Source organism: Actinosynnema sp. NPDC059797, assembly GCF_042732085.1.
In the GTDB taxonomy this organism is placed as follows: Bacteria; Actinomycetota; Actinomycetes; order Mycobacteriales; family Pseudonocardiaceae; genus Actinosynnema.
In genome coordinates this window covers 36,964-58,383 of the sequence record NZ_JBHWIE010000004.1, presented here as the reverse complement: position 1 = coordinate 58,383, position 21,420 = coordinate 36,964, and the positions used below count along the sequence as shown (strand labels likewise).

Below are 21,420 nucleotides of genomic sequence, written 5' to 3'. Positions count from 1 at the left end.
CAGATGGGGTGGACACGAGCACAAGGTCTCCGATCCCGTCCATGGCCAGGAATTCCCGCTTACACGAGGCGTCTCACAGCAGTCTGACCAGGAGGTATGGGGCCCGTAACGGGATGGTTCTAGTTAGCGATCAAAGTTAGGTCGTGAATCGCTTGAGGGAGGGCTTTGACAGTGTCTGCGCCGTCGTGGGTGCGAGGTGACGGGTCGGCTGCCGAAGACCTGTTACGCCGCGCGGTCAGCTCCCTCCGAGGCCGTCAGGACGCGCTGCTTCTTGCTGCGGACGGCCCAGACCGGCCCGACCTGGTGCTTGTCGACCGCCGGGTCGGGCTGTACGCGATCGAGGTGGAGCCGCATGGGTATTCGGCCGAGGATCGAGCACCGTTTGTTCGGCTCAACCGCAAGCGTGCCGAGCTGCGCGATGCACTCGGCGACCTCGCGGCCACCGGTGTCGGCGCTGCCGTGGTCCTGGGCGCGGTGACAGGGCGTTCGGTGAGCACGGCACCGGGCAGCCTGGTGCTCACCGGCTCCGACTTCGATGACCCGGCGTGGCCGGACCGCCTCCCGGCGCGCCCCCTCGATGAGGTGGCATTCCGCGCAGTCGTCGAGCAGCTCGCGCCGTCCGTCGTGTTCACCCGTCACGGGCGGACGACCACCGCTGATCCGGGGTCCTCCTCTCGCACAGACGCCCGGATCCAGCTTGACGGGGCGCAGGCCGCCGCAGCGCTGGCACCGGTTGACGACATCGCGGTAGTCACCGGCCCGCCGGGCAGTGGCAAAACCCTCTTGCTCGCTGCCCGTGCCCGTCACCTCGCCGCACACCATCCCGACTGGCATGTGGCGGTGGTGATGTACAACCGTGCGCTTGTGCCATACGTAGCGAGCCTGGTCGGCTTGCCCTCGGTCACCGTCGCGACGGCAGGGCGGTTCGCGCACTCGCTCGGGTTGCGGATCAACTTCGAAGGCGGCGAGCCGGCGGCCGAGGAGTTAGCGAGGGCCCGGAGCCAGGGCATTCCGCGCACCGTTGACGCGCTGCTAGTCGATGAGGCACAGGACTTCGACCCGGCCTGGCTGGAGTTACTTCTCGATACCGTGCGCCCCGGTCGCGGCGGCGCCCTGATCGTGGGGGACGCGGCGCAGAGTCTCTACCGCGAGTTCGACCTTAACGAGGTACTGTGCGAGCGCAACGTTGTGCGCCACACCCTCATGCGGCCTTACCGCAGCACACGTCCGATCCTGCGGGTCGCCGGGGCGTTGACACCGACCGCTTCGCTGCACGGGCTCGAATGGGCGATGGACGGCGAGCCAGTAGACCTGGTTTGGGCGAGTTCCTGGGACGAGCAGGCAGCCTGCGTGGCCGCCGAGGTGCACGCGATGATTACCGACGGGCTACGGGAGCCCCACGACATCGCGATCCTCGTGACGAAGCGAGCCGGGACACTGCGGAGACTGCAGAACGCGTTGAACACCCGTCAGGTTCCATACGAGTTGGTCGATCGCGCGAATGCCGACACGTTCGACCCGTCCGCTCCGACGGTGAAGCTGCTCACTGTGCACTCCGGCAAGGGACACGAATTTCCCGTCGTGGTCCTGTTCGGTCTGGAGGCGCTTCCGGTGAGCGTCGATGACCGAACCCGTCAGCAGGAACGGGTCGGCTTCGTCGGGGCGACACGCGCCAAGGACCAGCTGCTGATCACCTACACCCGCGCGAACGCGCACCTGGAACGGCTCATTGAGCTCGGCGACGATGTCCGTCGCTGGATCTGGCCCGACGACTACGAGGAAAGCTGATGGCGCACCTGCACGTCCTGGGGGACTGGCACGGCCCGGGGGAGCAGAAGACGGCCGAGCGGCTGGCGGCCGATCTACCCACCGGTTGGGATGTCGTCGCTGGGCGGCAGGTCCCCGCCACGAACGGCGCCGTCGATCTCGACCTCGTTGTGGTCGGGCCGCACGGCGTGTACGTGTGCGAGGAGAAGGCTTGGGGCCCGTACGTTGTCGCCGGCGAGGTCGCATGGTTCGTCAACGGGCAGCAGCGTCCCAACCCTGCCAATCAGTCCTCACACGCCGCCAGGGTGCTGGCCGGACGGCTCAAGACCAAGGTCGACGGATGGGCACAGGCGCAAAAGCAGTTGCCTCGCGGGTTACGGCCAGTGTCACCACACGTTGTCCTGTCGCACGACACGCTGACTGTCGAGGGTGCCGGTGAGCTCGGTGCGAACGTCGTGTTGCGCCTCGCCGATACGGCAGGCGTGCTTGTCGGCCTCGACTCGGCGCTCGGCCCGGCGATGGCCCCACTTCGGCAACGTCTGATGAGCTACCTGCTCGGGCTGGGTCCGCGCCCGTCCGCCGAGCACCCGCGGCAGATCTTCCAGTACCGGGTGCTCGACAAGCCGCACCGCGAGGGCCACACCCTGGTGTTCCCGGCGGTGAATTCCGCCGGGCAGCTCTTTGGCCTCTTCGCGGTGCCCGTCGATTCGGCGCCTAACCCCGACCAAGCTCGCATTCTCGCTACCCGGGAACACGACGCGCTTGCGACTCTGGCCGTGAAGGATCGCACGTGGCGCGTGCAGGACTGGTTCGACTGGGAGGGCTATCGCGTCACGCCGATCGCCGTTGCGATGGACGGCACCAGCCTCGGCAAACTCGCGGCGATGAGCCGGCCCGCCCACGACAGCCTTGGCCGGGTGCCGTCCGAAATCGGTGTGGCGGTGGTACACGACGCGTTCGAGGCGCTCGCCGCCGTGCACGCGGAGGGGATCATGCACCGGGCGCTGCAGTTGCGCAGCGTCGAGGTAACACCTGAGAACCGCGTGCGGTTCCGCGACTTCAGCCGGGCGCGGTTGCCCGAAGCGGTGACAATCGCCCCCGCGCTCGATGACGAACACCGGTCAGTGGCATTCCGCCCATCCGGTTGCACACTGGAGTTCTTCCAGCCCCGCGACGATGTCTACAGCCTAGCCCTATGTCTCGTGCAATGGCTGTACGGTGACGCGACCGACCAGCCCGACCACGATCTTGCGAGGCAGCGCGCCGTCGCCTACCCAGACGTGGGGCCGACACTCGCACGGTGTCTCGAGCCCGTGTACACCCGGCGGCTGGACGCGATCGACGCCGCCACCGCGACCGTCCGTCGCCCCGAGGCGCTCGAGCCAGCCGTGGCCATCGCCCCCGGAGCGCTGATCGGCGGCCAGTACCGGGTCCACCGCCAGCTCGGTGAGGGGTCATGGGCGGTCACCTGGCTCGCTCTCGACGAGCAAATGGACAAGTACCGAACGCTGAAGCACCTTCGGCCGGGCCGTGTGACCTACGAGCAGGCAAAGAACGAGTTCCACCACGCCGATGCGCTGCGCAGTCATCACTGCGCCCGCGTGTACCTCCTGCTTCCTCAACCCGAGCCGGGAGTGTTGGTGCAGCAGTACGTCCCCGGACAGACCTTGCACGAACTTGCGGCAGACCTGCACCGGACCGATCGGCGCCTCGAACCCGACCAGGTCAGACGGATCGCCGTCGACGTCCTGCGCGGGCTGGCGGACGCGCATCAGCAGGGCATCTACCACCGCGACGTCAGCCCGAAGAACATCGTCGTCGGGGAGGACGGACGAGCCGTACTGATCGACTTCGGGCTGGCCGTTCATAGCGACGCGGCACAGTCCGCCGTCGGCTCGCCTCCGTTCACGGCACCGGAGGTGTGGACCAAGCGGCTGTGGTCGCCGTCGGCCGACATCTACAGTGCGTCGGCGTCGGTGCTCACCGCGGTGCTGGGACGATACCCGTACGCGGGACCTGGTGTGGAGGAACGCGGGACGTTAGTGGGGCCCACCGCGGACGACGAGGCCCGCTACGGTCGCGCGCTGCTCGCGGCGCTTTACGAGGCCGTCGCATACGAACCCGGTGATCGACCTGGCGACGCGGCGGCATTCGCCGACCGAGTGCAGCGCGCCCGGGACACCGAGCAGGCACCAGGCGGCCGGGAAATCAACCCGACGGTGGCGGCTTTGCGCGGCCTCTACCGGCACAGCATCGTGGGCAACGCCGGCAATCGCGGCCTTGACGACGCGTTCGCGCAGCAGACCTATGCTCCGACACTGCTGGACACCGACCTGCTGCCGGCGATTCTGAGAGGTGAGCTGGACGTCGTCGTGCTCAGCGGCAACCCGGGTGACGGGAAGACCTCGTTCCTCGTGCAGGTCGGGGATGCGCTGGATAAGGCCGGTGCTACCGGCTCGGTGGACGCTGCAGGGTGGCGCAAGACGCTCGACGGCCACACGTTCGTCGCCGTGTACGACGCGTCGGAGTCCCACGGCGAGCTCTCCTCGGATGCACTGCTGTGTAGGGCCCTCGATCCCGGCGCGGGAGAGGACCCGGTGCGACGTACCGTTCTGCTCGCCGCCAACGACGGGCGTATCGAGCAGTTCTTCACCGATCACGAGGACCGCTACCCCGAGGTCGCGGAGCAGGTTCGGCGACAGCGTGACACGCTCGCGCCGTCTGGAGCCCGCATCGTGCTCGTCGACCTCAAGCGCCGTGCGCTCGCGCTGCCGGAAGGCTCGGGTCGCGGATTGGGCCGCACCATCCTCGCGATGCTGACGGACCCGGACAAGTGGTCGGTGTGCGAACGCTGCGTCGCCCAGGCCGTCTGCCCAATGCGGGGCAACGCCGAACTTCTGCGCACCGAGGGTGCCGGTAAAGCGGTCTCCGAGCTGCTGCTCACCAGTCACCTGCGCCGCCGGCGGCGAGCAACGGTCCGCGACGTCCGGTCCGCCTTCGGTTGGCTGATCACCGGAGACCGCTCGTGCGACGACGTACACCGCGAACACGAGCAGGGGCAGGACCCTGGGGCCGGCTCCGACCGACGTGCTCCCGATCTGGCGTTCGCCGCCGGCAGTGGGGACTACCTGGTGCAAGAGTGGTCCGAACTGGACCCGGCGGGCCTGACGGCGCCGGGGGTCGCGCGGGCGGCCCGCGCGATTCCGCGTCTGGTGCCTGATCTCACGTCCGTCGATCACGCGATGATGGCCGACCTCAAACGCCGGTTGTTCTTCGGCGAGTGGACCGCCGCCAACGCGAAGCACGAGGTGCGCAGCTACCGGTACTTGCTGGAGTACATCGAGGCGCTGAGCGATCCGGGTCAGGCGCTCCCGCACCTGCTGCGGGGCATTTCGAGGGTGTTGGCCTATGTCGGCTACGAGGATCCGCATCTCGCCCTGCGCGAGCGCACATTCGACGATCCGGCGGTGCGGGCAATCGTCGTGGTGAAGGAGTTGCGCGCCGGGGAATTCGAGCTGCGAACCGAGACCGTTCCGTCGGCCTACGTCGAGTCGTTTCCCGACCAACTCGTGCTGCGGCACGTGCCGTCCGCCGCTCGGCTGCGGGTCACACTCGACACTGCGGAGCTGCTCCTGCGTGCGAACGCGGGGGAGATCCTGGGCGACACCGCTTCAGCCTCGCTGCGCCGCGAGGTGCAGGGCTTCGGCGACCGGCTGCGACTCCAACCGGCCACCAGCGTCCGGATCGTGGACGGTTCCGGTCGTGCTGTCCGGGCGTCGGTCCAGGACGACCGGATCGTCCGGGAGGCGCGATGACCATTAACCTGCCCAAGCCGTTGAAGACCTACCAGTACCGCGATCTCACAGTGTTCTCCCTGCTCGATGTCGACACCGACCGAGTGTTGCCCCATCTGTTCGAGCTGTGCGTCAAGGGAGGCCGGTCCAGCCCGTCACTGACCAAGGCCGACGACTTCGCAGGATACCGCGACCGGCTGCTGTCCAGCGGCTTCGTCGTCGGCTTCGACGACGCGGACGACCAGGCGCTGCTCGACGGCTGGCTGCGGTCGTGTGTAGTCGAAATGGGCGTGGTCGGACGCAGCCACAGAGGGGAGCAGATGGTCGCCGTTGCCCCTCTCACCCTGGCCGCATACCGAGCGGGCCTGCCGATCCAGCGGGTCCGGCAGCGCGGTGTGGCCGACTTCGTGTACTTCCTGCTCCTCGCGGAAATGAGAAACCGGGGATCTGCTGCGGAGCGGGCCGATCTCCGTACGCTCGTCGCCACCATGGTCGGCCGTGGCCTTGCGATCGGCCCGGCACCGGAGTGGGAGCCGCAACTTGCCGACGCCGCGCAACTCGATATCAGCGCGCTTCTTGAATTCCGATTCGTCCAAGGTTTCGAAACAAAGGGAGCGCGATCGGTGGACGAGGTGTCCGCAGACAGCCCGCTCCCCGGTGTGTCAGCCGGAATCGGTGCCACTCTCCTCTCGCACATCCGGGCCTACGGCGACCGGTTGCCCACCCAGGCACTGATGTCGAGCTTCGCCGCGCTAATGGCGTTGAGCGCCTTCAGCTTCACGCTGCGGGCCGACGCGGCGGCCCGGGAGCTGTTGCGGACTGGAGTTCTGCCGCCCGACATGCGTGACGACGCACCACCCAGCGCCCTGGAGTTGTACTGCGACTTCACCGGGGACATCGGAAGCGAATCGGACAAGCTCACCCGCCGCTGCGTCGAACGCGATCTCGACCGCGTACGACTGGCATTCCGCGATCGCATGACGTTCGTCGTGGTGGAGAACGCGCTGACGCGGATGACCGCGGAGCGGGAACGCCGCACGACCCTGCGCCGACCCGAGCAGCTTGAGCAGCTCGCGTCGTTGCGCGAGCACCGCAGCGTGGAGAACTACGCCGGAGGGCGGGTTGATGACATTGTCGCCGAGCCTGGGCCCGACGCCACCGAACTCGAACGGGAGTTCCTCGGCCGGACTCAGGGCGGCAGCGACACTGAACTGGATAAGCTCCTGAACATCCTCGAATACGTCAACCTGAACAAAGCGACGACGAACGCCGTGATGTGGTTCCGCTCGGTCGGCGGGTTGGCGAAGCCCTATGGCCTGCTCGACGGCACGCTCCGCAGCCGCAGGTCGTGGCGCTACGCCCCGAGCGACGAGCTGCTCACCGCGCTGCTGCTCGCGGTGTTCGTCCGGGCAGACGGGGCAAACTACCGGCCCACGATGTCGCTGCGCGAGCTTCTCGACGCCTTGCGTGACAGGTTCGGCATCCTCATCGACCGGCCGCCCGCATTCCTCGACGGCGCGGAAGCCCGCGCCGCCGCCACGGCCAACCTCGAGGCCTTCAAGCGGCGCCTGCAGCTGCTCGGCTGCTTCGACAGCCTGTCCGACGACTTTTCCGTGCAGCGCGTCCGTCACCCTCTCGGAGACTCCTGATGCCCGACGCCTCAGCCACCGGCCTGCCCGCACAGGTCATCCACACGGTCGCCGCCCAACTCGCGAGCCGGCTCGTCGATCGACGGCCCGGCCATTGCGTGCGCATCGACAGCATCCGTCCTCAGGACGGTCACGCCCTGGTCATCGCCCTGCGCACGAAGTTGCCGGCAGAGACGGCGAACGTGTACGTGCTTGTCGATCTACCGGAGGACGCGGACGGAGCAACCTCCATTCCAGCCGAGCGCGCCGTCGAGATGCGCAACCGCAAGGAACGCCTGCTCGTGCTGCTGGTGCCGGTCGGCAACGGGTCGGCCGCGAGTTCGCTGGACAACAGCTTCGAGCGCCTCGACATCGCGGCACTGCTGCGCGACGCAGGGGAGGCCCTCGTCCGCGAAGTCGAGGACCATGAATTGCGTTCCGCCGTGACGCGGGTCGGCCGCGAGCTCGGCCGCTCCCGCCCGGTCGAGGCATGGGCCCGCTACGTCGCCGCGGTGATGGCTGACCCGAGCTGGGACACAGTCGGCATGAAGCTTTGGATGATCGGGCTCGTGCCCGATCTCGGCGGCGCCGCCTTGCTAGACCGGCTCGGCCGCAACGTTCGATGCGTCAGGGCGATCTCCCGTCCGGTGCGCGCGGTCGCCCCAGTGACCGACAGGCTTACCTCGGCCGGGCTTGAGGAAGGCGACGAGCGGGACCGGATCACCCGCTATCTCTCCAGGCCGGGAGTAGACCTATCCGACACACCTGCATGGGCATCGGCGCTCATCGGATCGCCGGAGGTCCCCACCTTCGAGCGGTGGCCGCTGGCCGTGCGGCGTACCGTCGACGTCGACCAACTGCGGGTGGACACGTTCCTCAAGGAGGACGGAACGCTGCGCCCCGGCACACAGCTGCGGCAAGGGGTTGCGGGAAGTCCGCCATATGCCGAGACCGGTCCGGACCGCCCGGCAACGGTAAAGCTGACGTGGAAGACCGAACCTCGACAGACCGATGGCATCGACCGCTGGTTGCTTGAAGTCCTCCCACCTGTAGACCTCCGCGATCTCGACACCGAGCCGTTCGCGAAGCAGTCGGTCAAGGGCGACAAGCGACAGGCCACCGTACGCTTCGAGCTTGCCGAGGAGGACCTGGCCCAGGGCGCGCTGCTGACCGTCCGCCTGACCGCTCTGGACTCCGCCGGGCAGACCGTCCTCCTTACCGACAGCAGTGAGGCCATGGACGAGAGCCAGGAATTCACGGTGCACTGGGAAGCCGAGCCGATCACGGCCGCCGGCCGCCGGGCATCCACACCATCGCTGGTCCAAGCCCGGCTCGATGCGGCACTGGACGCTCAGGACGACCTGCGATGCGACACACCGAGCTGGGACGCGAGTGGCTCGACCTTCTCGGTGCGTCTGGGCGGACGGCGCACAGCACTACTCACGCTCAGCCCCGCGCTGGTCGGGCTACAGCGGCTGCTATTCGAGGATCCAGGTCGAGCGGTCGCCTGGAAGGCGACCGGCCGGCTGGGGGAAGTCATCCACACGCGTGAAATCACGCCGATTCCCGGTGCGCTCCCGCCCGCACTCGCCGAGCGCAGGCGCCGCCTGCTCACCGGCCTCGCAAACCGCTCGCCGCGCGACATCGTCGAGACCCTCGACTGGGACCGCGAGCTGCGGGAGGACGTCGCCAGCTACTGCCAGAGCTTCCGCAGGGCGCTCGATGCGGCGGTCGACGAGCAGACCCGCATGGCGTTGTTGACCCTCGACACAGTGATGTTGAGCATTGACACGGCCGGGCACGATCCCATCGCGGCAGTGCTCACCCTGCCCCTGCACCCGATGCGCTTGTCCTGGTTCGCTGGCTACGACGAGACGTTGGGGCAATGGGCTGTGGAGCTCTCCGGAGCCGGCCGCACGAAGGCCGAGCGTCGTCGATCGGTCGACGGCACGCTCGTGCGCCGCGTGACGCCCGCCAACCTGCCATTCGTCGTCCCCGGTATCGACGACCGACTGCCGTATGTCTATACCCGAGAGGCTACGCTCGGCACCGGCATCTACCTCAACCCTCGCGAAGCCGAACCCGGCGCGGCTGTGCAGGCGGTGTTCGACGTTCTCGGCCTCGGACGCGGTGATGTCCCGTCCGACGTGCCACCGTCGGTCGTCGCCGAGCGCGTTGACGCCTACCAGCGGGTGCACCCCGGCCAGACGTCCCTCCGGGTCCTCGCGTTCAACCCGGGGTCGGGCGAGTTGCTCGCCGACGCGCTGACATCCTCGGTGCTGGGTCGGCTTGATGATGAAGACGGCGACGTCGCGCCGGCACCGCCGCGCATCGAGGTAGTCGGATACTGCCGTCGACGCTCACTGACCGACCCTCTACCCGCACTCACCGATCTACAGGGTGAGGTGGCAGCCCGGCAGGTGCAAGGCGCTCGGTCCTACTTGACGCCGCCGCTGGGCATCAGTGTGCGATCACACGACGAACTCGCGACGGAATCCTCCGCTGCGCACCTCGCCGTCGTCGCCGACCTCGCGTTGGTCGATGTCGGAGGCCAGACGGACAACCCGGACGTAGCCACATCGTTTCGTAACCTGCTCACTCCCGCGTCCAACCGGCGCGTCGCGGCCGACGGACTAGTTGCCTGGCAAACCTCACCAGCGCTCCGGCCACAAGGTCGTGTGGGCGCCGCCGACGCCGTCGACGCGCACCGTGCGTACGGAACCGCACTAGCGGCCGCGCTCGGGTTAGGTGAGGGGAGCATCGCGCTCACCGCCGCACTCGGCACCGAGGAGCTCGCCGCGCTGCGATCGGCCCACCAGCGTGCGGACTGGGTGCTCACGCTCGACCGGCACCTGGGCATCGACCTGTACACCGCACCGTCCGATGACGGACGCTCGGACCAGCCGTACATTCTCGACTACGCCCCCGACTTTCTGGAAGGGCTCGGTCCACGCCTGACTGTCACCACCTCCCACCGCAACGAAGTTCACCGCTTGCTCGCCGATGCGATGACCGAGCTGAATCTCGCCGCCGTCGACGAGTCGGTGCGGGACATCCTCGGACACCTACAGGTCGTGTCCGGACGACTGGCCCTGCGGCTCGTAGGCCGGTCCACCTTGGCGACAGAGGCCGTCAGCCTCGCCGCACTGATCGCCTCCTTGCGTTCCAAAGGGGAGCTGAGGGACACGATCGTGGTACCCGTCGACGCCCACCAAGACGTCTTCGGGGACACGGGCGGGGATGCCGGGATCAGGCGATGTGACGTGATCCTCGTCCGAGCCACGGCTCGGACGTTGCGGATGGAGTGCGTCGAGGTCAAGTCACGTCGAGCGGCCGCGCTGCCGACCGCACTGGCCGACGAGATCGTCGACCAGCTGGAATCAACCGTCGCAATGCTGAGCGACACCTTCTTCCGGACGGACCCCCCTCGCATCGACGCCGAGCTGCAGCGGGCGCGCCTGGTGGGAATCCTGCGCCACCACGCCTACCGGGCACAGGCCACGGGTTTGCTCGACTCCGGGCGTCGCGCCGACCTGGAGCGGCTCCTCGAGCGAATGGAGGACGGCGCGATCGTCCCGGAGATCAGTAAGACCGGCTACGTAGTCAGCCTCGGCGACACCGCCGGGTTGCCGCGCGAGCACCGTGGAGTCCGGATCAACATCCTCACCGCAGCCGACCTCGACTCGGCGGGACTCGCTCCGGTCGGGCCGTCGGCTCGGCAGGACTCCGGTGCCGAGCCCGAGCCGAGCAGTGCCGGACGACACTCGGACGGTGATGGTGAGCTTGCGGATAGTGGGAGCGGCACACCTCAGCCGGGGGCGGAGCCCGATCTGCGGCAGTCTTCGCTCCCGGCAACCTGGTCGACCAGCAGCGAAGGAAGTAGCGACCAGGACGCGCCGCGGTCGGCTCCGCCCGTGGCATCGACTGATCCTTTGCCAGCAGACTCCGAGCAGTGCGCGGAGGTACCATCTGGCGAGGTTCGCGAGTCCCAAGATCCCTCGCCAACGCCACGCCAAGTGTCTGAACCCAAACACCAGGAAGCCGAGCCCCCGCAAGTCGTCGACGTCCACCTCGGACGGGACGCGCATGCCGCAGACGTGCGATGGCGCATAAGCACCTCGGGCAGCCCACACATGTTCGTGTTGGGTATCCCCGGGCAGGGGAAGTCGGTCACCACCCGACGTGTCCTTAACGCCTTTGCCGAGCAAGGGTTGCCTGCCCTTGTGCTGGACTTCCACGGCGACATGGCAGCTGCTCCCGCTGGCGGTGCCGCTGTGCTCAACGCCTCGGACGGCCTGGACCTCTCCCCATTCGAACTGCGGGACGGCGACCATAGCCGCTACGCCGAGGCCGCGTGGGAGTTGTCGGAGGTCATCGGTTACGTCTGCGAGCTGGGCGAAATTCAGCAGAACGTCGTCTACGAGGCCGTCCGCGACCTCTACAGCCAGCACGGTTTCGGGACTGAGGCTGGTCCGTCGGGACTGCCAACGATGGTCGCACTGGCCGATGCCGTTGCCGCGAGGGAGCGTGGTGGGCGCGGGCGTAACGTCGCAGCCCGGCTACGGCCGTTGACGGACTTCGGGCTATTTGTGGACCGTCCAGGTGATCGGAGCTTCGCCGAACTCCTGAGGACCGGTGTAGTACTCGACGTCCACGAGCAGATGGAACAGGTTCAGCTTGCGGCGGGCGCGTTCGTCCTCCGGAAGGTGTACCGCGAGATGTTCCAGTGGGGTCAGACCACCCGGCTGCGCCTGGCAGTGGTGCTCGATGAAGCCCACCGGCTAGCCCGTGACGTCACTCTGCCAAAGATCATGAAGGAAGGGCGCAAGTACGGGGTTGCCGTGGTTGTTGCGAGCCAGGGCGTCGACGACTTCCACCGTGACGTGCTGAGCAACGCTGGCACGAAGGTTGCCTTCCGTTGCAACTTTCCGCAGAGTCGCAAGGTCGCAGGATTCCTGCGAGGACGCATGGGGCAGGACATGTCAACGGCTCTCGAGAACCTCGCCGTCGGACAGGCATATATCTCCACGCCCGAACACGCCGAGGCACGGAAGGTATTCATGTCCCGCAGCTGACACTGATCCGCTACTGAATGAGCTATTCCGGATAGCGGACCGTCGTGCTTGCGCTGCGTCTTCGGCAGTATGAGAGGGTAAAGTTTTATTATTGGCCTGAATGGCTAGGGAAGCTCGTGTTCGTCCGGGGACGGATCGCCGAACCGTTCCAGGCGAACCCGGTATAGGTTCCGCATCCGGCGGTAGTCGAACTCACCGCCCTGCGGAACGCGCTTGACCTCCAGTAGTCCTCGCCTCTCGAGGTCGTTGCGGCCGCGGGTCCAGGTGTCGGATGACAGGCCGTACAGGTCACGTTCGCCAGACGGGACGTAGGAAAACTGGGTCTTGGCACGTTGCACGTCACGGATGACCATCAGCAGCGCCAGCGAGGTGGCGGGCAGGTCGATGATCCAGCCATTCGTCCACAGTTCCAGGGGGAGGCTGATGTACCACTCGCCCGCGTCGACTGGCCGCTTGTACTCGATTCCGGGTTCGCCCGGCGCCTGAGGTGTCAGCAGGGTGATCTGTGGTGGCGCTCCCTTGCGCGGAGTCAATTTGACGAACCCTTCCTTGTCGAGCCACCGCAGCGCGTCGGCCATACGGCGGGAGGGCTGTGCTCCCGCAACAGCCAGCATCTCGGCCCAGTAGCCAGGCGTCGGCGGAGTGCGCATGTCGTACGGGTGCCGGGTGGCGGCCATGGTGATCGTCAAGAACACCTTCAGCCTGACCTCGCCGCCTCGTCCACCCTGGATCAGCCGCGCCAGGGGTGGTCCGCCTTCCTCCGCGGAACGGAGGAACGTCTTGGCAAAGGGGACCTGCTCGCGACGCTTGGATTTTTCCACTAGCCGACGCAGGAGTTCGACGCCTCGCTCGCGCTGGAGTGCGGTGGGGAGCTTCGGCGCCGCTTCGGATCGGGGCATGACCTACACCTTTGTACAGGAGAGACCCGGGGGTAACGGGGGTATCGGGGGTCACGGGGGTCGGCTGTCTTTCCTTGCCTGCACAGCCGGAGGAAGAGTACTTCACAGAGGTTGGTAGTCCCTGCTATTAACGTCGCTACCCTCCTGTGCAAGCACCAGTCACTGCTGCACAAGCACTAGACATAGCCTTTGACCTGGCGGTTTCCTTCCGGAAGTCTGGAGCTCAGTCCAAGAGAGCCTCGCCGCGAGGCGCTCCACCCGAGGAGGTAACCCGTGAGCACCCCACCGGCATCCCGAACCACCTGGCTGGCGATCGTCGTGCTGGCCGCCGTCGTCGGCGCGGCGATCATCGGCGGCCTTTTCCACGTCAGTGGCGCGTCAGCGTTGACCACCCTTATCTCGGCCGGGACCGCGTTCACCGCGATCACTGGCCTCGGCATCAAGATGATCGAGTTCCTCGCCCCGTGAGGAGCGCTACGCGGCCGCGGCCAGAGTGATCTGGTCGGCGTCGGTGTCGAACAGCTCGGCGTAGCGGCCCCAGTCGGCCCACGGTGTCAAGCTGTTGCCGGGTACCTGTGGTGGAGAAGCCACGCCGGAACGCGTCGAGGAAGAAGCCAGCGCGGAGGTTGCCGCCCGCGGTGGCTCTCAGGACATGGGGGATGGTGCGCGCGAGCGGGCCGGTCGTGCGCCTGACTGGCGGTTTCTCCTCAATCGTTCGTCGTGGGAGCATTCCGTTTAATGTCTTCGGTGTTGGGGTCAGTACCTGTCGGCGCTGTTCACACTGCCGTGTGTGGAGCAAATCTGGAGCAACTGGCAGAGCCCAATGACGTGCGACGGCTTCGAATGGCGGTGAACGGCACCGGCTGACGTGCGGGTTCTCTGTTTGCGCTGGTCAGGGGAATGGTCGGACCACGCTGGCAGAGTGAGGCTCAGCTTGTTGGCTGAACTTCGCCGCAGTTGGCATGGATGGGTGGGTGTTGGGAGTAGTTTTTGATGTGGTGCGATTTGTGCGTCTTACGTATAATGGCGGCACGCGGATTGTCTGGCTGGACCAGGTCTAGTGACTCTCCTGGACCGCGCGCCCTGATTTGCGAGGCGATGGTCAGGTGGTGGCCTCGGATCCAGTCGGTTCGGTAGAACTCGTGCTGGTGCTCTCGTTCTTCTCGTCCGCCTCAATGGAGGCGTAGCGCCGGCGTTGAAGCTCGTCGCGTTCCACGTCCGGGATGGTCATCGACTCGGCGAGCACGGCGGCGAGTGCGTCCACTTGAGTGTTGTCGATGTCGGCGTGGAAGAGCCACCGGATGTTCTCGTCGCGTGTGATTAGGTCGATCGTCGAGCGCGGGCTTTTGTCCTGCGTCGTTGTTGATCGGACGTATCGCACCTGGTCGACCGGGATGGCTTGGTGGATCTCGGCTTGCTCGAGGAACGCGTTCGTCTTGGCTGTGATGATACGACGGTCCGTGACGGCGATCAGGGTCTTCGCCGCGGACTTGTCCATCGCTGCCGCCAGCATGTCCTTCGCCCCGCCGAAGATCGCGGAAATGGGGTCGAGGGTGTCGGGCTGGTCGGAGAAGGCGAGGACGCGTAGGGTTTCGCCGTCCTCGAAGTGCCATCGCAGAATGCGGAGGTACGGTTGTGGATCCAGTGATTCGGGTGCGCAGGTGACGTCCGGTACCTCGAGCGGGGGAATCGGTGGGTGGAGGGTGTCGGCTAGAGGCTCGATCGCCTCCAGGAGCCGGGCGGAGGCTTTGCGTGCTGCCTTTACGTCTTTCCGGATCCCTGGCAGCGGCCACGCGTCGGGGCTGCGGAGCTCGGCGGTGATCCGCAGTTCCCGCGTCAGCGCGTCGACAATGTTGGTCGTCTCGGCGAGGGTGGAGTCGAACTCCGCTCGGGTGTCGCGTGCGATGACCTCGGCGTACTGCGCCTCGGCGGCGTCTTCGCGTCCAGCGGCTCTCGCCCTCGCGGCGCGGAGCGCGTGGTACCCGGTCCATGCCTTGAGGGCGGACAGGAGGGCGTAGACGTCGAAGGCGATCGCCTCGGCGTTCGTCTGCAGGTACTCGCGGTGGCTGCCGGTGTCGGTCCGACCGATCTGCCTGACGTGGTCGCGGACGTTCGTCTGATAGAGCTCGAGCTGTTTCTGCAGCAGCGGTCCGCTGCCCGCGACGTCCTCCCACAAGGACGTCGGGACCGACTCGATCTCTCGCGCCTGGTCGACCGCGCGGTCGACGGCGGCGACGAGCCCTGTCAGTTCGGCCCACTGGTCCTTGCGGATGGTGGTGAGGACCTGATTCGTCGCCGCGAGGTTGGTCTTGACGAGGCTCGAGACCTCGCTCAGCATCATCTGAAGGGCGATCATGGCCAGTGCCGGCCCGATCGAGGCCGCGATCGGCGCCTTGCTCACCGCGTGCACGGGGTAGAAGCGGGCCTGGTGCACGATGCGGCCGGAACTCATCACCGCTCCGAGGTTCCCGCCGTCCTTGGCGGCGAGCGTCGCGCCGCTGTTCAGCAGGGCTTGTGCCGTGCTGCCGATTCTGTAGAGCCCTTGCACGCCGGCGAACGCCTTGCCGAGGTTGCCGGCCACGGTCGCCGCGTTCCCGATCGAGGCGAGGATGGCCGAGATCTGCTTGCGGTCGGCGGCCGGCACGATGCCGAAGTCGATCAGGTCGGGCTTCAGCTCCGGCGGAACCTCACCGGCGACGACACCCACCCCTGGGAGCACCTCCACCAGGACGGTGGACGTCGTCGCGTCGGTGTCCGAGTCGTCCGCAGCGGGTGAGTCGGTGGTGTCGCGCCGGCCGTTCTCCTCGGGCTCGGCGGTCCCCATCGGGTCCGAAGGGTCCTGCATGCGATCTCCTCCCGCAGGCGCGCAACGGCCGGACCTCGTCCGCGTTGGCTGCCGGAGTCTACGGCTCGATGCCTTGCGGGAAGCCCGAATTCCGGGGGTTGGCCCCAGGCCGGCTGGTGCCGGGCACGGGTGCACCCGGCGGCTGGGAGCGCCGTACGAGGACGTCGCCGGTGGCGGCGGCCGGACGTGGGGGTGATCAGCGCCGCCGGGTCTGCGGTTCCCGCGGGTGTGGCGAGGTACCACGCGCCGCGTGCTCGTGGGAGTTCCGCCACCGAGTGTGGGAACCTCGTGCCGTGGGCCGATGCCTGCCGTCGCCGGGTGAGGAGGAGGTGAACCTGGTGGACCCTTTGCCGGAGCAGGTGCGGTGTACCGAGGAGGAAGCCCTCGCCAACCTGCGCGCCGTGCTCGAACTGTGCGCGGCGGGGGAGGTGAGGCGCAGCGACAAGACCGGTCGGCCGTCCGCTGCGACCGTGCGCACCGTCGGCGCACACCTGGTGCGCGGTGACTTCTACCCCGAGGAGCCCATCGCGGCGTTCGCGTGGCCGCTGCTGCTCCAGGCCGGTGGCCTCGCCTCGCTCGACGGCACCCGCCTCCGGTTGACCCCGAAGGGGCGGGCGGCGCTCGGGAAGCCGTCTGCCGAGGCCGTTCAGAGCCTGTGGCGGCGCTGGCTGACCCATGCGGTGATCGACGAGTTCAGCCGGGTCGAGCAGATCAAGGGTCAGCAAGCCCGCAACGTGCTCACCGCGGCCCGGAAACGGCGACAGGCGGTCGCCGCGGCGCTGGCCGGCTGCCCGCCGGACAAGTGGGTCGACGTGGACTCCCTGTTCACCGCCATGCGGCGCGGCAACATGAGTCCCACCATCGCCCGCACGGAGACGGCGCTGTGGAAGCTCTACCTGGTCGACCCGGAGTACGGCAGCCTCGGCTACGAGGGTCACCACGACTGGGAACTGCTCGAAGGTCGCTACACGCTGGCCGTGCTGTTCGAGTACGCGGGCACCCTCGGCCTGGTCGACCTCGACTACGTCGACCCGCGTGGTGCGCGTGACGACTACGTCGACAACTGGGGTGGTGACGACCTGGACGCGCTGAGCCGCTACGACGGGCTCATGGCGATCAGGCTCACCCCGCTGGGCGCCTACTCCCTCGGTCTGACCGAGGCGTACCGACCGCCTGCGCCCGGGGCCGCCGGGACCCGGCCGCTGAAGGTGCTGCCCAACCTCGACGTCGTCGCCACGGGCGACCTCGGCGCCGCGGACCGGCTCGTCCTGTCCGCCCACGCGGAGCAGACCGCCGACCGCGTCTGGACGGTGTCGGCGGCCGGCCTGCTCAGGGCGCTCGACAACGGTCGCGACCTCGGCGAGTTCGTCGACTTCCTCGCCGAGCGGACCGGGCACGACCTGCCCGACGCGGTGCGCACGCTGGTCGCGGACGTCGAGCGGCGGAGCTCGCGGCTGACCGATCTCGGCCACGTCCGCGTCATCGAGTGCGCCGATCCCGCGCTCGCCGCGTTGATCACCCGTGACCGCGCGGTTCGCGCGCTGTGCCGCCCGATAGGCGACCGCCACCTCGCCGTCCGGGTGGACCAGGAGCCGAAGTTCCGCAAGGCCCTGCTCAAGCTGGGGTATGTCGTCCCGGCCGGAGTCCGCGGAGGTGGGCTCTGACAGGGTCGGGCGTGCGCGAAGTGGTCGCGGCGCTGCCGGGACCGCTGGACGACCGGACCGCGCGGCGCGGGCCGAGCTGGGGGAGTGGGCGGCCCGGCACCCCGTGGTGGCCGCTCAACCGGCGTTGCTGCTGAGCGCGGTCTCCTCGCGGATCGGGACCCGGATCGTGCAGGGGGACATCACCGGTCACGCACCGTTGCGGGGGTGGTCAGGCAGGGGCGTGTTGTCGGCGGGAGGCCGGCGCAGGGCTTCGACCTCGGCGTGCAGGCGGCGCGCCGCCGGGTCGTCGTAGGCCGTGAGGAGGGCGGCTGCCTCGTTCAGGTGGGTCGCCGCGGCCTGCTGTTCGCCGCCGGCGAGCAGGGCCACCGCCAGGTTGTGCAGTGCGACGGCCAGTGCCCACCTTTCGTCGAACCGCCGGAACACGTCCGCCGCGTAGCGGTGGAACTCGGTGGCGTCCTCGTGTCGGCCCAGCGCCTGGTACGCCTCGCCGGTCGCGTCGAGGGCAGAGGCCTCCCGGACGCGGTCATCCAGCTGCCGTTGGAGCGACGCGGCGCGCTGGTAGGGCACCAGGGCCTCGGCGGGAGCGCCGAGCGCGACCAGCACCCGGCCCTCCTCCAGCGACCAGAACGCCTCCCAGGCCGGGTTGCGGCGGTCGCGGGCGATGGTCAGCGCGTCTTGGATGAACTCGCGGGCTCGCGCGGCGTCGCCGAGGAGTCGGTGGGCGTGGCTCAGGCCGCGCAGCGCGTCGCCTTCACCGCCGGCGATGGACAGGCTGCGGTACCCGTCCAGCGCTTCGATCAGCAGCGGGACGGCTTCGGTCGGTCGGTCGAGGTCGACGAGGGCGTTGGCGGTGTTGTTGGCGGAGACGGCGAGCCAGTACGGGTCGGCCAGTTCGGCCGCGATCTCACCGGTGCGTTGGAAGAACCCGAGTGCCGCTCTTGGTCGGTGGTCGCGCAGGAGCGCCAGGCCGAGCGCGTTGGTCGAGACCGCTTCGCCCCGGAGGTCGCCGACCTCCCGCCTGACCGCGAGCGCCTGCTCCTGGAGTTCGACGCCGCGCCGCCGGTCGCCCCGCTGGGCGTGCGCCTTGCCCAGGCTCTCCAGCGTCGCGGCCTCGCGGTGGCGGTCACCGAGTCGGCGGGCCGCCGCCAGGGCGGCCGTCCCGGTGGCGATCCAGTCGTCGAAGTGGTTGTAGCGCGCGTAGATCTCGCGCAGGACGTCCGCCAGGAGCCACACCACGTCGTCGACTTCCCGCGGTTCCAGGGAGCGGACGAGGGAGGCGAGGTTCCGGCGTTCGCGCTCGTACCAGAGGACGGCCTGCTGGTGGTCGGTGAACGGCGGGACGGACAGCGGGGCCGGCAGCGGGGGCAGGGCGCGGTCGGCTGCCTCGGGGACCAGGGCGCGGACCGCGGTGGCGGCGGTGTGGAGGTACCAGACCGCCAGGCGGTCGAGCGCTTCGTCGGTCGACCCGGGCGGCTCCTCCGCCTGCGCCTGGTTGTTCGCGTAGAGCCGGAGCAGGTCGTGGAACTCGTACCGGTCGGGCGCGGTCGGTTCGAGCAGGTGCGCTCCGGCCAGGTCGTCCAAGAGGCGGCGGGCGGTCGCGACGGTGCCGCCGAGCAGCGCCGCGACCGCGTGAGGGTCGAAGTCGTCGCCGGGGTAGAGGCCGAGCAGCCGGAACAGGCGGCTCGCGGGTTCCGACAGCGCTCGGTACGACCACGCGAACACCGTCCGCACGGCGTCGGAGTCGTCGTCCGACGCGAGCGCGTCCCACAGGCTCGATTCGTCGCGCAGCTCGTCGACCAGGTCGCGCAGCGGCGTCCGGGGTCTGCCTGCGGCCCGCTCCGCCGCGATCCGCAGGGCCAGCGGCAGGCGGGCGCACAGCCTGGCCAGTTCGACCAGGTCCTCTTCGTCGTCGTGGGGGCGGTGCTCGGCGAGGAGGTCGCGCAGCAGCGAGGTTGCCTCGTCGAGCGGGAGGATGTCCAGGCGCAGCCGGTGCGCTCCGTCCCTGGACACCAGGCCCGCCAGCTTGCTGCGGCTCGTGACCAGCACCAGGCAACCGGCCGTGCCGGGCAGCAGCGGGCGGACCTGCCCCGGGGTCGCGGCGTTGTCCAGCAGGATCAGGAAGCGCTTGCCCGCCAGGAAGGACCGGAACAGCGCGGAACGCGCGTCCAGGTCCGCGGGCACGACGTTGCCGGGCACGCCGAGGGCGCGCAGGAAGCGGTCCAGCGCCTCCTCGGGGCCGACCGGCGGTCCCGCGTCGTAGCCGCGCAGGTTGACGTAGAGCTGGCCGTCCGGGAAGTCGCCGGCCACCTGGTGCGACCAGCGCACCGCCAGTGACGTCTTGCCCACGCCCGCGGTGCCGGTCACGACGCACACCACGACGCGGTTCGCGGCCTCGTTCGACAGTTGCGTGAGCAGGTCGAGCACCTCGGAGCGGTTGACGAATCCCCGGACGTCGGCGGGCAGTTGGCGCGGCACCGGCGTGGGAGGTCGTCCCGCGCGGTGGAAGTGGACGCCCCCGCTCACGTCGCGGGCCAGCACCACGTCGTCCGCGGAACCGCTCAGCTCGTTGCGGGACTCGTCGCCGGCGCGTGCGGCGTGATCGTCCACGGTGCGGTTCAGCCGGCTGACGGCAGCCGCCGGGCCACCTCTCGGCGGAAGAACGCGCCGAGTTCCTCGCCGTGGTCGTACAGGTCGGCGACCAGCGCCTTCCAGTGCTCGACCTCGTCGGGGACGACGCACTTCACGGCTCCCGCCAGCGCGCCCTGCTCGTCGTAGAGGACCTGGTAGGCGATCTGCCGCCCCAGCAGGAACAGTTCGGGCAGCACCGCCCCGCCGTTCTCGAACGGCGCGACCTGCTCGGGACCGACCACCCGGATCTTCCCGCCCACCTGGTGCCGGACGTGGAGGGAGCTCAACTCCCAGAGCAGGTAGGAACTGATCGGCTGCTCCACCACCCGCACCCGCCGGACCTCCATGCCGCTGTCGGCGATCCTGCGCTCGTAGTCTGCGACCTTGGCGCGGCGCTCCTCCAGCAGGTGCAGGGACCTGGTCCAGTCGTTGCGGCGGGACGCTTCCCAGCTCTCGTTGTCGGCCTCGACGAACTCCTGCCGGCGCTCCAGCTTCCAGTTCACGCCGCCGTTGTCGTGCCAGAACTCGCGGCCGAAGTCCTCGAGGTACTCGTCCGGGGTCAGCCTGGTGCCGGGGAACACCGTGGTCAGCTCACTCATCGGGGATGTCCGCCTTCGCGGCGCGGAGCATGATGCCCGGGATCACGACGAGCCTCTCGTCCTCGCCGATGTGCACGCCATCGGGGAGCCGTGCGGCGTAATCGGTGGTGAGGTCGCGGCCGATGACCGCCACGTCGCCGTTGGTCAACTCCCAGACGTCCGGGCAGGTGGGGTCGTCATTGGTGACGCCTAATTGCGCCGGGGACTTTCCCAGGCGTTTTTTGAACTGGGCTACGGGATCGGCTTCCCAGGCGCGGCTCATGCCATCCCCTCGCGCTCGACTGGTCCCCGGAAAAGGCTAGGCGGTGTCACCGGGTCCGGACAACCTCGGTCACCCCATTAGGAGAGGGTAGTGATCATCGAGGATATCCAGTCCGCAAAATTGCGGTTACGTGCGCGTTTGGTTGTTATTCCACTACTGTGCGACAGTCGTAAGTGTTCGCGCAAGGGGTGAGTGCGTGGGCAGTTTTGCGGACGGGGCCGCCCTCCGTGTCAGTCTATTCATCTGTTCAGGGGACGCC

Annotated in this window: 11 protein-coding genes; 6 read left to right on the top strand and 5 right to left on the bottom strand. The window is 68.5% G+C overall.

The window, feature by feature from the left end; translation table 11 throughout:
- Window positions 1-171: 171 nt before the first annotated feature.
- From ACFV4N_RS02595 to ACFV4N_RS02580, 4 genes are read left to right on the top strand one after another with little or no spacing between them, the layout of a single operon-like run.
- Window positions 172-1,788 carry a 3'-5' exonuclease gene (locus tag ACFV4N_RS02595; RefSeq protein ID WP_499670737.1) on the top strand — a complete coding sequence of 539 codons (1,617 nt, stop codon included), beginning with the start codon at window positions 172-174 and terminating at the stop codon, window positions 1,786-1,788.
- Window positions 1,788-5,582: a protein kinase domain-containing protein gene (locus ACFV4N_RS02590; RefSeq protein WP_499670736.1), complete on the top strand. Its 3,795-nt coding sequence runs from the start codon at window positions 1,788-1,790 to the stop codon at window positions 5,580-5,582. The genes ACFV4N_RS02595 and ACFV4N_RS02590 overlap by 1 nt, the downstream gene beginning before the upstream one ends.
- Window positions 5,579-7,210, top strand: a complete 1,632-nt coding sequence (gene mads7, locus ACFV4N_RS02585; protein WP_499670735.1) for a methylation-associated defense system protein MAD7 — start codon at window positions 5,579-5,581, stop codon at window positions 7,208-7,210. Before ACFV4N_RS02590 ends, mads7 begins: the two co-directional genes overlap by 4 nt.
- Entirely contained in the window at window positions 7,210-12,264 is a 5,055-nt protein-coding gene (locus tag ACFV4N_RS02580; protein WP_499670734.1) for a helicase HerA domain-containing protein, read from the top strand. The genes mads7 and ACFV4N_RS02580 overlap by 1 nt, the downstream gene beginning before the upstream one ends.
- Before the next feature lie 104 nt (window positions 12,265-12,368).
- Here the strand turns inward: ACFV4N_RS02580 and ACFV4N_RS02575 are convergent, their stop codons facing one another.
- Entirely contained in the window at window positions 12,369-13,163 is a 795-nt protein-coding gene (locus ACFV4N_RS02575; RefSeq protein WP_499670733.1) for a hypothetical protein, read from the bottom strand.
- Between the two features lie 273 nt (window positions 13,164-13,436).
- On the opposite strand from ACFV4N_RS02575, the gene ACFV4N_RS02570 reads away from it, so the two are divergent.
- On the top strand, window positions 13,437-13,631 hold the full coding sequence (locus tag ACFV4N_RS02570; protein ID WP_499670732.1) for a hypothetical protein: 195 nt from the start codon (window positions 13,437-13,439) through the stop codon (window positions 13,629-13,631).
- A 634-nt stretch (window positions 13,632-14,265) separates the two neighbouring features.
- Here ACFV4N_RS02570 and ACFV4N_RS02565 read toward each other — a convergent pair.
- Window positions 14,266-16,008: a hypothetical protein gene (locus ACFV4N_RS02565; protein ID WP_499670731.1), complete on the bottom strand. Its 1,743-nt coding sequence runs from the start codon at window positions 16,006-16,008 to the stop codon at window positions 14,266-14,268.
- 338 nt (window positions 16,009-16,346) lie between these two features.
- Here ACFV4N_RS02565 and ACFV4N_RS02560 point away from each other — a divergent pair, with 338 nt between their 5' ends.
- Complete coding sequence (locus ACFV4N_RS02560; protein WP_499670730.1) at window positions 16,347-17,672, top strand: helicase-associated domain-containing protein; 1,326 nt, start codon at window positions 16,347-16,349, stop codon at window positions 17,670-17,672.
- A gap of 186 nt (window positions 17,673-17,858) precedes the next feature.
- Here ACFV4N_RS02560 and ACFV4N_RS02555 read toward each other — a convergent pair whose 3' ends face one another.
- Genes ACFV4N_RS02555 through ACFV4N_RS02545 form a run of 3 tightly spaced genes read right to left on the bottom strand, consistent with a single transcriptional unit; the run spans window position 17,859 to window position 21,161 of the window.
- Window positions 17,859-20,279: an ATP-binding protein gene (locus ACFV4N_RS02555; RefSeq protein WP_499670729.1), complete on the bottom strand. Its 2,421-nt coding sequence runs from the start codon at window positions 20,277-20,279 to the stop codon at window positions 17,859-17,861.
- Between the two features lie 8 nt (window positions 20,280-20,287).
- On the bottom strand, window positions 20,288-20,899 hold the full coding sequence (locus ACFV4N_RS02550) for a DUF6879 family protein (protein ID WP_499670728.1): 612 nt from the start codon (window positions 20,897-20,899) through the stop codon (window positions 20,288-20,290).
- Window positions 20,892-21,161 carry a hypothetical protein gene (locus tag ACFV4N_RS02545; RefSeq protein WP_499670727.1) on the bottom strand — a complete coding sequence of 90 codons (270 nt, stop codon included), beginning with the start codon at window positions 21,159-21,161 and terminating at the stop codon, window positions 20,892-20,894. The genes ACFV4N_RS02550 and ACFV4N_RS02545 overlap by 8 nt, the downstream gene beginning before the upstream one ends.
- Window positions 21,162-21,420: the final 259 nt, after the last annotated feature.